General features: G+C 66.6%; 11 protein-coding genes. 4 read left to right on the top strand and 7 right to left on the bottom strand.

Annotation, left to right across the window (positions count from 1 at the left end; translation table 11 throughout):
- Window positions 1-109 precede the first annotated feature (109 nt).
- Entirely contained in the window at window positions 110-844 is a 735-nt protein-coding gene (locus tag OG326_RS01430) for a hypothetical protein (protein ID WP_327142818.1), read from the bottom strand.
- 244 nt (window positions 845-1,088) lie between these two features.
- Between OG326_RS01430 and OG326_RS01425 the strand changes: the two genes are divergently transcribed.
- Entirely contained in the window at window positions 1,089-1,298 is a 210-nt protein-coding gene (locus OG326_RS01425) for a hypothetical protein (protein ID WP_327142817.1), read from the top strand.
- 37 nt (window positions 1,299-1,335) lie between these two features.
- Window positions 1,336-2,787, top strand: coding sequence for a TerD family protein (locus tag OG326_RS01420; protein ID WP_327142816.1), 1,452 nt, complete (start codon window positions 1,336-1,338; stop codon window positions 2,785-2,787).
- A 67-nt stretch (window positions 2,788-2,854) separates the two neighbouring features.
- Here the strand turns inward: OG326_RS01420 and OG326_RS01415 are convergent, their stop codons facing one another.
- The 3 genes from OG326_RS01415 to OG326_RS01405 form a co-directional block, all read right to left on the bottom strand.
- Window positions 2,855-4,483, bottom strand: coding sequence for a glycosyltransferase family 87 protein (locus tag OG326_RS01415; protein WP_327146325.1), 1,629 nt, complete (start codon window positions 4,481-4,483; stop codon window positions 2,855-2,857).
- Between the two features lie 21 nt (window positions 4,484-4,504).
- Window positions 4,505-6,697, bottom strand: a complete 2,193-nt coding sequence (locus tag OG326_RS01410) for a transglycosylase domain-containing protein (RefSeq protein WP_327146324.1) — start codon at window positions 6,695-6,697, stop codon at window positions 4,505-4,507.
- Window positions 6,698-7,425: 728 nt separating this feature from the next.
- Window positions 7,426-7,836 carry a DUF5318 domain-containing protein gene (locus OG326_RS01405; RefSeq protein ID WP_442790897.1) on the bottom strand — a complete coding sequence of 137 codons (411 nt, stop codon included), beginning with the start codon at window positions 7,834-7,836 and terminating at the stop codon, window positions 7,426-7,428.
- A gap of 174 nt (window positions 7,837-8,010) precedes the next feature.
- On the opposite strand from OG326_RS01405, the gene OG326_RS01400 reads away from it, so the two are divergent.
- Window positions 8,011-8,568: a PadR family transcriptional regulator gene (locus tag OG326_RS01400; RefSeq protein ID WP_327142815.1), complete on the top strand. Its 558-nt coding sequence runs from the start codon at window positions 8,011-8,013 to the stop codon at window positions 8,566-8,568.
- Complete coding sequence (locus OG326_RS01395) at window positions 8,561-9,661, top strand: inositol-3-phosphate synthase (RefSeq protein WP_327142814.1); 1,101 nt, start codon at window positions 8,561-8,563, stop codon at window positions 9,659-9,661. The genes OG326_RS01400 and OG326_RS01395 overlap by 8 nt, the downstream gene beginning before the upstream one ends.
- A 164-nt stretch (window positions 9,662-9,825) precedes the next feature.
- On the opposite strand, the gene OG326_RS01390 is transcribed toward OG326_RS01395, so the two are convergent.
- The 3 genes from OG326_RS01390 to OG326_RS01380 all read right to left on the bottom strand — a co-directional run bounded on the left by OG326_RS01390 (window position 9,826) and on the right by OG326_RS01380 (window position 13,097).
- A complete protein-coding gene (locus OG326_RS01390; RefSeq protein WP_327142813.1) occupies window positions 9,826-10,251 on the bottom strand; it encodes a GyrI-like domain-containing protein in 426 nt (141 codons plus the stop codon).
- Window positions 10,252-10,256: 5 nt separating this feature from the next.
- A complete protein-coding gene (locus OG326_RS01385; RefSeq protein ID WP_327142812.1) occupies window positions 10,257-10,712 on the bottom strand; it encodes a GyrI-like domain-containing protein in 456 nt (151 codons plus the stop codon).
- 165 nt (window positions 10,713-10,877) lie between these two features.
- Window positions 10,878-13,097 (bottom strand): transglycosylase domain-containing protein, encoded by a 2,220-nt coding sequence (locus OG326_RS01380; RefSeq protein ID WP_327142811.1) that lies wholly within the window; start codon window positions 13,095-13,097, stop codon window positions 10,878-10,880.
- Between the last annotated feature and the right edge of the window lie 89 nt (window positions 13,098-13,186).

The raw sequence follows: 13,186 nt of genomic DNA, 5'->3' as shown, positions 1-13,186 counted from the left end.
CTCCCCTCGGAAGGCCCGGTTCGCACGGCTGCAGCCAGCCTCGCACCCCGGCGCGCCGACAGTGCCTGTTTCGGGCTATTCGGGAGTGGCGTCCCGATTCGGCAGTGTCCTATTCGGAAGTCTCGTGCTCCAGCGTGCGCGCGAGTTCGATATCGGTCACCAACTGCACCATGAGATCGCGCAGCTCACAGTCCGGCAGATGGTGTGCGGCGAATTCGAACGGCTCGGACACATCGAGGCCGCCGCGCGTGGCCTCCAGAATCACCCACGGGATACCGACATCGGCCACTCCCAGCTGATCTCGCACCAGGTCCGCGGTATCGTCGACCAATCCGGTACGGGCGGATACCGCCGCCGTCATCTGCTCGTCGAGTTCGACGCGCCGGGCCTCCAGCGCACCCATATCCGCGCCGATCTCCTGCGTCACGGTGGTGCGGACGGACCCGTCGTCGAATACCTGGAAACCTTCATTGACTGCCGTTGTGCCCAGCGCGATCTCGGCCTCGGCAAGATCGGGCAGCGAGCGCAGGCAGTCCAGCACCGCGTCCAGGGCTACGACCAGGCGATCTCGAATCTCCCGGCGGTGCAGCAATTCCCGCTCGGCCTGTTCCCGCTCGGTCAGGACCTGCTCGACCGCACGGCCGATCTGGAAGGCCATGGCGGTCGATTCCGGCGCCCAGCCGCCCTGCGGGACGAATTCGCCTTCACCGGGAGTAATGGTGTCGAGGAAGCCATTTACCGCATCGAGCAGATCCTCCAACTGGGCTCTGGACACGGCTGGATGCCGGAAGGCGCGCAGATACTTCTCGTGCCCTTCCGCCGGCTCGACCTCACCGCTACTCACGCGATCGATACTGCCATGGGCAGGCGGCGGACAGCCGTAATGTCAGCAAACTTTTAGCGTGCCCTGACTGGTGTAGGCACTCAGTCGATCTGAAGTCGAACTCGAGGGTCAGCAAATTCGCGGCATCAATGGTTTGGTTGCTATTCTGGAAGGAACGCGAATAACGGTTTGTGCAGATCGGTGCCGTGGGCATAATTCTTGCCCGGAACATTATCGCTCCCAACGAGATTCATCGGATTCGGAAATGGCCCTCATCGCAGACTCTCAGCTTCCTCATCGAGGCTCCCAGGTGCCCGGCGCTCCCGCCGGCACCGTGCGGCTCCACGGCCGCACCGGCTCGGCAGCCGAACGCATTGCGCCAGCTCAGCGCGGTTTCAAGTTCAGCGTGCACATTCCCCCGGGCAGTCGTGAGCGACTGCGCATCGACCACCACCGGGTCGGCGATTTCTCGTAGAGTGGCTCTGTCAGCACCGACGAGTGAAGGGTCGACCTTGTCCGCAGCATTGGTGAAGGGCCAGAACGGTCCTTTGAATGTCAACGATGTGGTGATCAGCGTGCAGATCGCCGCACCCGCGGATCTGTCCGCGCTCCTGGTCACCGAGCACGGCAAGGTTCGGTCCGATGCCGACTTCGTGTTCTTCAATCATCCGAACGGGCCCGGGGTGAAGTTGCAGCCCGGGGCATCCGGTCAGCCCGCCGGCCTGGTGATTTCGCTGGCCGCGGTGCCCGCCGATATCGAGCAGATTCGTGCGGTCGTCACCCTCGACGAGCCCGGCAGCAATTTCGGCCGCATCGCCCCGCCCGTCGCCACGGTCGCCGATCTGGGCGGAAATGCCCTGTTCGAGTACCGGATCGAGGGCCTGCAGGCCGAATCCATCGTTATCGCGCTGGAAGTCTATCGGCGGCAGGGCAGTTGGAAGGTGCGCGCGGTCGGTCAGGGGTATGCGGGCGGATTCGGCGCACTGGTCACCGATCACGGTGTGCAGGTGAGCGAGTCGCAGTCCGCTGCTCCCGCCGCCGCGCCGGCCCCGCAGTTCGCGCCCGCGGCGGGCTATCCGCCGCCTGCGCCCCCGCAGTTCGCGCCGACCGGCGGTTATCCGCCGCCCGCCCCGGCCGAATTCTCGCCCGCCGTGGGTTATCCGACGGCCGACCCGAACGAGGGCTATTCCGCGCCCGGCTCCTATCCGCCGCAGGGCCCGGGCTATCCGCCCCAGCCGCAAGGATCGGGGTATCCGCCCCCGCCCCAGGGTTCGGGGTATCCGCCTCCGCCGCAGGGCTATCCACAGCAGGGGTTTCCGCCCCCGCCCGGATACGGCTCCGCACCGGCGCAGCCCGCCGATCGCGATCTGCCGAACAACCATGCCGTCAGCCTGGTCAAGGGTCAGCGCATCAACCTGCGTAAAGAAGGTGGCGCGGCCCTCACCTACGTGAAGATGGGGCTCGGCTGGGACCCGGTCAAGCGCGGCGGCATGTTCGGAAACCGCGCGCCCGACGTCGATCTCGACGCCTCGGTGGTGATGTTCGCCGGCGCGAGTCCGGTGGATGTCGTCTACTACGGCAGCCTCGCCTCCAAGGACGGCTCCGTGCGCCACCAGGGCGACAATCTCACCGGTGAGGGCGACGGCGACGACGAGGTCATCCTGGTCGACCTCACCCGCCTCCCCGCGCAGGTCACCAGCCTGGTGTTCATCGTGACCTCCTACAAGGGGCACACCTTCGAACAGCTGGCGAATGCCTTCTGCCGCTTGGTCGACGGCACCAACAATGCCGAACTGGCGCGCTTCACCCTGCCCGGCGGTGCGAATTTCACCGCCATGGCCATGGCCAAGGTCTACCGCCCGAACGGCAGCCAAGACTGGAAACTCGAAGCGATCGGCGAAGGCTTCCAGGCCAAGCATCCGGGCGAGGCGGTACCCCAGCTCGGCCGCTTCGTACAGAACTAGGTCCGGCAGACAACTCGGCCCCGCACTCCGAATGAGTGCGGGGCCGAATCTTATCCGGGCTGTTGCGCTAGGTGACGCCGACCGATGTCCTCGGACGCAGCCGCGGCGGCAACCACGGATACTCCGGATCGGGGGCGCGATCCAGCAGCCCGCCGCCGGGGTCGTCCGCGCCGTCCCGGCGCACCGGATCGTGTTCGGGCCGGTAGATCTGCCGAATCACCAGGAAGCACAGCGCGATCACCGTGAGATCGCGCAGCGCGACCGTGGTGGTGAACCACTGCTCGGGCAGGCCCTTACGGTCGGTGCCCAGGTAGTAGTACATGCGCGGCACCCACACCAGCGCGTCGATGCTCATCCACGCCAGCAGGATTCGCCGCTGCGGCAGCGCCAGCACGGCAATCGGCACCAGCCACAGCGAATACTGCGGGCTCCACACCTTATTGGTCAGCAGGAAGGCCGCGATCACCAGAAAGGCCAACTGCGCCAGGCGCGGTCGGCGGGCGGCAGTCAGACCGATCCAGCCGATGCCCGCGCACGCGATGACGAACAGCAGCAGCGACACCAGATTCAGAACCGTCGGCGTATCGGTGGATTTGAGCACCCCGTCGAAGCCCTGCCAGCCGGTGAACGAGCTGATCACGTTGTAGACCGAATCCGGGTCGGCATGACGATCGGTATTGAGCCGGAAGAACTCTCGCCAGCCCTCGTTGTACAGGAACGCGATGGGCGCGTTCACCACCAGCCAGGTGATCACCGCCGCCGCGGCCGCCGCACCGCCGGCCCGCAGCGGCCGCAGACCGCCCCAGCGCGCATCGTCCTCGCCCAGGCGCTCGGCCCGCAGGCACAGAATGAGAATCGGGCCCAGCAGTAGCAGTGGATACAACTTCGTCGCACCGCCGAGTCCGAGCAGTATGCCCGCAAGCACCGGTCTGCGCCGTGCCCAGGCCAGCAGGCCGGCGGCCGCGAAAGCCGTTGCGAGCGTGTCGAAATTGGTGAACGCGTGCACCAGCACCAGCGGCGAGAGCGCCACCAGCCCGGCATCCCACACTCGCCGTCCCGCCAATTGCGCTGACGCCCATACCGTTACCAGCCACGCCAGGGCCAGCCCGACCGCGACCACATTGAAGTAGATGACCACCTCGAGCGCGCCCGGCAGCGGAGATTGCTTCCACGCCTTGGCGATTCCCATGGCCGCGTACTGGTAGAGACCCGACAGCACCGGATACTCCATGTACCGGACCTGCGGCTTGCCGTCCGCGCCGAAATCGGTCCACTGCTTCTTGTACGGGAACGCGCCCTCGTTCAAATGCTCTGCGCCGTAGAGCGGCACCGTGTCCGAGTAGCACATGGCCACGTACTGGCGGCCGTTGTTCCAATCCAATCCCAGTACGCCGTCGGCATCTGGACGTTGCTGAATACAGCCCGCCTTCCCGAACCAGCTCAGCGCGAGGAACAGCACCGCGAAGGCCATGAGCACGCGCATGGGCGTCCAGAACCGGACCCGGCCGATCACCGCGTGATCGCCGACCGGTCCGCCGATCAGATCGCACAGCTGCGCGGTCAGGGTATCGGTGCGGCTCGGCTTGTCCCGGTCGTCCACCGACCGCAGATCCGCGGCGAGCGGTGCGGGGGAGACGTAGGACGGCTGCGATGCACCACCGGCCGACTCGCCACTGGCGGCCGGCCGGTGCTCCACTTCCTCGATCACGGCTCGAGGCTACCGACTACGCGGGGACCCGTTGCCGTTGCCGTTCCCATTGCCATTGCCGTAACCGCCGTTTCCGTAACCGTTCGCATTGGGCGTGGTGGTCACGGCGGCGCCGCCGTCGGCCGGTGCGACGGGCTGCCCGGGCAGCGGACCCGCGCCGGGATCCTGCGACTGTTGCTGCTGCGGCTGTGAACGCTGCTGGTTCTGCGGATTCGGCGCCAGACCGGGCACCGGAATCGTGATACCGGGCAGGATCTCCACCTGACTCTGGGTCACCACCGGCGGCAGCACCGGCGCCTCCGTGGTCGAGGGCGCGGTGTACGGCGCGGACCACGAGGGCACACCCGCCTGCCCGTTGATCGGGGCCGGCTTGGGGAACTTGCTGTTCGGCACGCCCTTCAGCGCACCGTCCATGGTGCCCTTCCAGATATCGGCGGGCAGACCGGAACCGTAGATCTGAACACCGTTGGCATTGCGCAACTTCACGCCCTGTTCGGTGCCGACCCATACCGCCGTCGACAGCTCCGGGGTGAAGCCGACCATCCAGGCGTCGCGGTTCTCATCGGTGTCGCCGAGCTGGTTGGTACCGGTCTTGGTCGCGGATTCGCGGCCGTTGGCCAGGTTGTGATTGCGGGAGTACGCCGCGATGGGCTTCATGGCGTCGGTGACATTGTCGGCGACCGCCGCGGCGACACGCTGCTCGCCCGCGACATCGCCGCGATCCAGCAGCACCGTGCCGTCGGAGGTCACGACCTTCTGCACCAGGTGCGGTGCGTGATAGACGCCCGAGGCCGCGAAGGTGGCGTACGCGGACGCCATATCGAGGGCCCGCACCTGGTACTGACCCAGCACGATGCCGTTGTTGGGACCGCTGCCGTCCGCCTCGGTGAGCGACTTGCCCACGCCCGGAATGTTTTCCGGGATGCCCATCTTGTGCGCCATATCGGCGATCTTCTGCGGGCCGTTGCCCGGCATATCCAGTTCCATGCGATAGAAGCTGGTGTTCAGCGACCGCTTGAGCGCCTCGGCGATGGTGCAGGTGCCACAGGTCTCATTGGCGACGTTGCTGATCTTGATGCCGTTCACGGTGACGGCCGAGGAGTCGTACATCGTCGAGAGCGGCTTGCCCATCTCCAGGTTCTCGGCCAGGCCGAACACCTTGAACGAGGAGCCCGGCGGCAGACCGGCATTCGCGAAATCGAAGCCCTGGCCGTCGGAGCCGCCGTAGTACGCGCGCACCGCACCGGTCTTCGGATCCACCGAAACCACCGCGGTGCGGAGGATGTCGGGTTCGCCGTCCATGGTCTTGTTGACCGAGTCGATGGCCGCCTGCTGCGCCTTCGCGTCGATGGTCGTGGTGACCTGCAGGCCTTCGGTATTCAGCTCCCGCGAGCTGATGCCCGCGGCCTCGAGCTCCTTGAGGACCTGCGTCTTGATCAAGCCCTCCGGGCCGCTGTCGAGGGTGTTGTCACCCGCGGCCTTGGCGCCCGAAATCACCTGCGGATACTGCATACCCGCGCGATCGGAGGCCGACAGATTGCCGCCGGACACCATGCCGTCGAGCACATAGTTCCAGCGCTGCTGCGCACCCTTGGGATTCTTCTCCGGATCCAGATTGGACGGCTGCTGAATCGTGGCGGCCAGCATGGCGCCCTCGGCGACGTCCAGGTCCGAGACCTTCTTGTCGAAATACGCCTTGGCCGCCGCATTGATGCCGTACGCGCCGCGACCGAAATAGATGGTGTTCAGGTACGCGGTGAGAATGTCGTCCTTGGACCACTGCCGCGCCATCTTGGCCGAGATCACCAGCTCGTGCATCTTTCGGGTCAGTGAGTGTTCGTCACCGACCATCGAGTTCTTCACATACTGCTGGGTGATCGTGGAACCACCACCGGCACTGGCCTTGCCCATCACATTGTCGCGTGCGGCACGGACGAAGCCGGAGATGGAGAAGCCCGGATTGGTGTAGAAGTCGCGATCCTCGGCGGCGATCACCGCATTGCGCAGGGTCGGCGGAATCTGGTCGATGCTCACATCGGACCGGTTGCCGTCCGGCGGAACGACTTTGGACAGCACCGTGGTGCCGTCGGCATTGAAGATGGTGGCCACCTGATTGGTCTTCAGGTCACCGGGCTTCGGCACGTCCACGGTCGAATAGGCCACCAGGAACGCGGTACTCGGCAGCACGATGCCCAGCGCCATGCAGATGTAGAGGACGCGCCGGACGATCTTCCACGTCGAACGCTTCTTCGGCCGGCGACTACCGCCACCGCCCCCGGGACCCTCACCACCGGGACGCCGCGGCGGCGGACCCGACGGCGGGCCGCCCTGCACCCGTCGCGACGCGCCGGAGTCGGAACCCGGCAGTTGCCGGGTGCGGTCGTCGGCGGGGCGCGGACGTGTTCCGGCGCCCGCTCCCGCCGCCCGATTCGCCACTCGCGGATTGCGATCGGCGACGCGCTCGGCGCGATCGGAGGTGGCGGCGCGCTGAAGATGTTCCGGCACAGCCTGCCTGGAGCCGGTGTTCACCACCTGCGTGGCATCGGAGCCGGCGCGCGGCGGCGGCGGTCCGGGACGGCGCGGCTGCCCGCCTGGCGGCGGCAGGGGTGCGCGCGGCGGTTGCCCGCCGGGCCCGCGCGGCGGTTGCCCGCCGGGGACCGGTCCACGACCGGGCACTGGACCCTGCCCCTGACGCGGCGGCATCGGCTGACGTCCCCCTGGCGGCGGGCCGCCCGGTCGAGGCGGCGGGTAGCCGCCGGGGCCGGGTTGCGAACCGCCACGCTGGGGGCGGCCGCCTTGCGGTCCGTCGTCATAGGGCGATGTCACAGCCTGGCTCTCCAATAACTACTCGGTACGGTCCTTGCTCGATGCGGCCGGAAAGGCCGCGCGGGCACACGTGTGCCCGCCAAGTCAGCAGTCGTCGTGGTCCTTCACTCGGCCGCGCGGCGGCGGTTGCCGGTACGGCGGCGCCCCGGCGCCGGGGTCTGGCCCACCACATAGGACTGCACCAGATGGTTCCAGCTGCAGGTCCGGCATACCTCGACCACATGCACCGAGAACTCCTCGCGAGACTCGGCCAGCCGGATCAACTCCTCCGGCGTGCGGGCGGAGCCGGCTACCGGGCCCAGCCCGTCACCGTAGACCCACGATACGAGAGTCAGCTGCTCTTTCCGGCAGATAGGGCATGTGACCTCGCTCCCGCGTCCGTGGAACTTCGCCGCGCGCAGGAGATACGGGTTCGCGTCACAGACCTCGGACACATCCACACGTCCGGCATAGACGTCGGCCAGCAGCGACCGGCGCCGAAGCGCATAGTCCACTACCTGCCGCTGTATTCGCACGCGTCCCAGAGTACTTGCGGGGTAGCGACCCCCGCACGCCCCAGCGTGACTCTCAGGGTTCCGTCAGGCGCCGACTGCTCGGGTAGTGCACGAAAACTATATCGGCGCGATATAGTTTGGAACTGCATCCATCGGTTAGGTCTGAAAAGAACAGTCAGGAGGGGGTGAGGCCCGGTGCTCGAGTTGGCAATCCTCGGGCTGCTCCTCGAATCGCCCATGCACGGCTATGAGCTGCGCAAGCGATTGACCGGTCTGCTCGGCCCTTTCCGGGCTTTCTCCTACGGGTCGCTCTACCCGACCCTGCGGCGCATGCAGGCCGACGGTCTCATTGCGGAGGAGAGTCCGCAGGGGTTGGCAACACGCCGTGCGCGGCGGGTCTACCAGCTGACTGACACCGGCCGGGAGCGGTTCGCCGAGCTCCTGGCCGATACGGGACCACAGAACTACACCGACGACGGCTTCGGCGTTCATCTGGCTTTCTTCAGCCGCACCCCCGCGGAAGCGAGAATGCGGATCTTGGAGGGGCGCCGGAGGCAAGTCGAGGAGCGCCGAGAAGGACTGCGGGAGGCGATCAAACGAGCCAGCGGGCAACTGGATCGCTACACCCGCCAGCTCCATCAACTCGGTCTCGAATCAAGCGAGCGCGAAGTGCGCTGGCTCAACGAGTTGATTGCTGCGGAGCAATCGACGAAGGCGGCACCACAGAAAGAGGGAAATATCGGCCATGAGTGAAATCAACACGGCTGAGGGCGCCATCGAAGTTCGCGTGGCCATCGTAGGTGTGGGTAACTGCGCATCGTCCCTGGTTCAGGGCGTGCAGTACTACAAGGACGCGGATGAGACCGCGACTGTGCCCGGCCTGATGCACGTCAAGTTCGGTCGCTACCACGTTCGCGATGTGAAGTTCGTCGCCGCGTTCGATGTCGACGCCAAGAAGGTCGGTTTCGACCTGTCCGACGCGATCTTCGCCAGCGAGAACAACACCATCAAGATCTCCGATGTGCCGCCGTCCGATGTGACCGTGCTGCGCGGCCCGACCCTCGACGGCATCGGCAAGTACTACGCGGAGACCATCGAGCTCTCCGAGGCCGAGCCGGTCGACGTGGTCAAGGCGCTCAAGGACGCCAAGGTCGACGTGCTGGTTTCCTACCTGCCGGTGGGTTCCGAAGAGGCCGACAAGTTCTACGCGCAGTGCGCCATCGACGCGGGCGCTGCCTTCGTCAACGCGCTGCCGGTGTTCATCGCCTCGGATCCGGTGTGGGCCAAGAAGTTCACCGATGCGGGCATCCCGATCGTCGGCGACGACATCAAGTCCCAGGTCGGCGCGACCATCACGCACCGCGTGATGGCCAAGCTGTTCGAGGACCGCGGTGTGCAGCTCGACCGCACCATGCAGCTGAACGTCGGCGGCAATATGGACTTCAAGAACATGCTCGAGCGGGAGCGCCTGGAGTCCAAGAAGATCTCCAAGACCCAGGCCGTCACCAGCAACCTGAAGAAGGATCTGGGCGCGGGCAATGTGCACATCGGCCCGTCCGATCACGTCGGCTGGCTGGACGACCGCAAGTGGGCGTACGTGCGTCTCGAGGGCCGCGCCTTCGGTGACGTGCCGCTGAACCTGGAGTACAAGCTCGAGGTCTGGGACTCCCCGAACTCGGCCGGCATCATCATCGACGCCGTCCGCGCCGCCAAGATCGCCCTCGATCGCGGTATCGGCGGACCGGTCATCCCGGCCTCCGCGTACCTGATGAAGTCGCCCCCGAAGCAGCTCGCCGACGATGTCGCCCGCGAGCAGCTCGAAGCGTTCATCATCGGCGCCGAGTAGTAGCAACACACCACGCAGGTGAGGGAAGCCCGGCCGGAAGTTCAACTCCGGCCGGGCTTTTGCTGTCTTCGACCGCGCCCAAGGTTCGCAACCGACTCGGCATCCGCAGCCTCGCAACAACATCCACGCCGCGAACCCGCCGGAGCGAAGCGGAGGCAGAAAATTCAGTCGAGGGAGACGTAGACCTCGACTGAGGTCGGTCCGGTGTAGCGCTCGATCTCCGCGGTGTGGGATCGGGTGATGGTTCCGGCGTTTTCGGCCTTGGCGACCTTGGCCCAGGCGGTGCGGAGCAGGTCGTAGGGCTTGTCGGAGACCACGAATTTCGCGTAGCGCCCGGCGGGGATTCGGGTGAGGACGTCGCCGGTGTCGAGCTGGTCGAGTCCGGCCAGTTCGTAGCCGAGTACCGCTACGGCATGGTCGTTCTGGCCGATGTAGGCGGCGGTGCGTTCCACCTTCTTCTCGCGGGCCAGGTAGCGGTCCCAGGTGAAGTTGACCAGATCGAGGTCGCGTGCGGTGACTTCACGGCCGGCGAGGGGGATGGTGAGCCCGCCGATGAAGAACGCGTCCAGGGTGATGATCTCGAAATCCACGGCCTCTATCCCTCCGCGCCGGGGTGCAGCGCGACGAAAACCTCTACGGTCCGGGAGTCCGGATACCGTTCGAAATCCCCGGTGTACGCGCGGACCAGCGTGCCCGAGGCCTCCAGATCCCACACCGTGCGCCAGATGGAGGCGATGGTGTCACCCAGATTCTCGCCGGTGCGGGTGAACAGCGCGAAGGTGCCCGCGGGGACGCGCGCCAGCACATCGCCGGGCAGCAGGTCGTCCAGGGTTTCGCACTTGTAGCCGACGATATGGGTCAGATACGACCCGATCTCGGGTGCGTGATCGACATATGCGGTCGCGGGTGGTCCGGGCAGGCTGCGCGAGAGGTTCTGTTTCCAGGCTTCCTCTACTTTGGCGCGGCGCGGCCCTTCGACAGCCAGCGCCGGGCTGCGTAGCACCGTTCCGGCCACCAGCGTCTCGTGGCGTTCAACAACATTGAAATCCACCGGCGTCGCCCCTAAGTCTCGTGCTGTCTCCGACCCCACCCTGCTCCCAACCCGCATCCTGCCACCGATGTCCGGAGTCGATGGCACCGGTGGCCGATTCCACAATATCCGTGGCCGGGGGCGGATGGGTCCGGTAGTCGCGATTCATGATCAACAACTCTGTGGCTAACCGGGAACGGGGATGCTGAGGCCGGGGAAGATCTCCACCTGCCGTGGCGCCGGGGCGGGTGGAATCACCACCACCGGTTCCTGTGCCGGCCCCGGCGCGGGGTTGAGAATGTCGTAATTGCCATTGGCGGGCGGCGCGCCGGGCAGCGGATTCGAATTCGGGAACTGCTCGATCGGTGTGCCGTCCAGCGCGCCGTCCATGGTTTGCTTCCAGATGTCCGAGGGCAGGCCGGAGCCGTAGATGGCCGATCCGCGCGCGGTGTGAATCGGTTGCGACTGTTCGGTTCCCACCCAGACGGCGGTGGACAGCGAGGGGGTGAATCCGACCATCCAGGCATCCTTGTTCTGTCCGGTGTCGCCCAGCTGGGTGGTCCCGGTCTTGGCCGCCGACGGCCGCCCGGCCGCGAGATTGTGATTATTGGAGTAGGCGGCGATCGGCAGCATGGCCTGCGACACGGTATCGGCCACCGAGGCCTGGATGCGCTGTTCGCCCTGCTGCGGGTCGGCCCCGCGATCGAGCAGCACCCTGCCGTCGCCGGTGGTCACCTTCTGCACGAAGTAGGGCGCGCGGTACGTGCCGGACGCGCCGATGGTGGCGTAGGCCGAGGCCATATCGATCGGCCGCACCGAATACGCGCCCAGCACGATGGCGGGCAGCGGCGCGGCGCCGTCCTCGGACAGCGATTTACCGGCGACACCGGGAATCTGGTCGGGGATGCCGGCCTGATGTGCCGCATTGGCAATGGCTTTCGGGCCCTCGAACAGGCTCTGGGTGAGCCGGTAGAAGCTGGTGTTGAGCGATCGCTTGAACGCCTCGCTGAGCGGGCAGGTGCCGCAGGATTCGCCGCCGACATTCTGGATCTTCTCGCCGTTGACGGTGACCGGCGCGCTGTCGAGCGGGTAGGACATGGTGATGCCCTGCTGCAGCGCCGCCAGCACCGCGAAAGTCTTGAAGGCGGAACCGGTTTGCAGCGGCGCCTGCGCGAAGTCCATGCCGATGCCGTCGGGGCCGCCGTAGTAGGCGCGCACCGCGCCCGATCGCGGATCGACGGACACCACGGCGGTGCGCAGTTCGCCCGGCTGCCCGCCCATCACATTGCCGACGGCATTGAGCGCGGCCTGCTGGGCGCGGGCGTCGATGGTGGTGATGATCTGCAGCGCACCGGTATTGAGTTCCTGCTCGCTGATGCCGGAGGAGCGCAGTTCGCGCAGCACCTGGGTGCGGATGAGTCCCTCCGGGCCGCGCGGAATGCTGTCGTCGATTCCGGTGGCGGGGACGATGACCGGGAATTGGACTGCGGCGCGGTCGTTTCTGGTGAGAGCGCCCATGGTCACCATGCCGTCCAGCACATAGGTCCAGCGGGCGCGCAGCTGATCCAGATGGGTCTCCGGATCCAGCAGCGAGGGGGTGCGCACCACGGAGGCGAGCACCGCGCCCTCGGCGACGGTCAGCTCCGGTACCGGTTTGCCGAAGTAGGCCTTGGCGGCGGCGGAGATGCCGTACGCGCCGCGGCCGTAGTAGATGGTGTTGAGGTAGGCGGCGAGAATGTCGTCCTTGCTCCATTCGCGGGACATCTTCGCGGAGATGATGAGCTCGCGCATCTTGCGGCTCAGGGTCCGTTCGGAACTGAGGAAGGCGTTCTTCACATACTGCTGGGTAATGGTGGAGCCGCCGCCGGCGTCCTCCTTGCCGAGCAGATTGTCCCGGGCGGCGCGGGCGAAGGCCGCGGTGGAGAAGCCGGGATTGCTGTAGAAGTTGCGGTCCTCGGCCGAGAGCATGGCCAGGCGCACCGGTTCGGGGACATCGGTCAGCGGTACCGGGATCCGATTGCCTTCCGGCGGAACGACCTTCGCGATGACGCTGGTGCCGTCGGCGGCGAGGATGGTGGCGATCTGATTGGTCTGCACCGCTGCCGGATCGGGAATCTCGGCGCTCCAGTAGGCGAGCCCGAGCAGCAGGGTGGGCAGGACGAAGAAGATCACGAACAGTGCGGTGATCACCCGCCGAATGCGTTGCGCGCGCGTTCTGGGTGTGCGTGGCTGCGCCGGACGTGGTGCGGCCGTGGGTTTTTCGGCTGGTTTGGGGCGTCGCCGCGGCTTGCTGCTCTGTCCGGTCTGCTTGGGAAGGGGGCTGGTCGGGAGCTCGTTCCACCCTGCCAGGGTGTCGTACGGCGCAGGCTGTTCACGGCGCCGCTTACGGGACGAGCTCACGAGCATCTCCTTCCGGAGCGTCGACAAAGCTTGCGTACTTCAGCGCCGCAGACGCGGCGCGACCCATGCTAATGGACGCATGGGCCGCGCTCTGT

The organism is Nocardia sp. NBC_01327, assembly GCF_035958815.1.
In the GTDB taxonomy this organism is placed as follows: domain Bacteria; phylum Actinomycetota; class Actinomycetes; order Mycobacteriales; family Mycobacteriaceae; genus Nocardia.
Note: the sequence above shows the minus strand (reverse complement) of the source record. Positions and strands in the feature narration are given on the sequence as shown.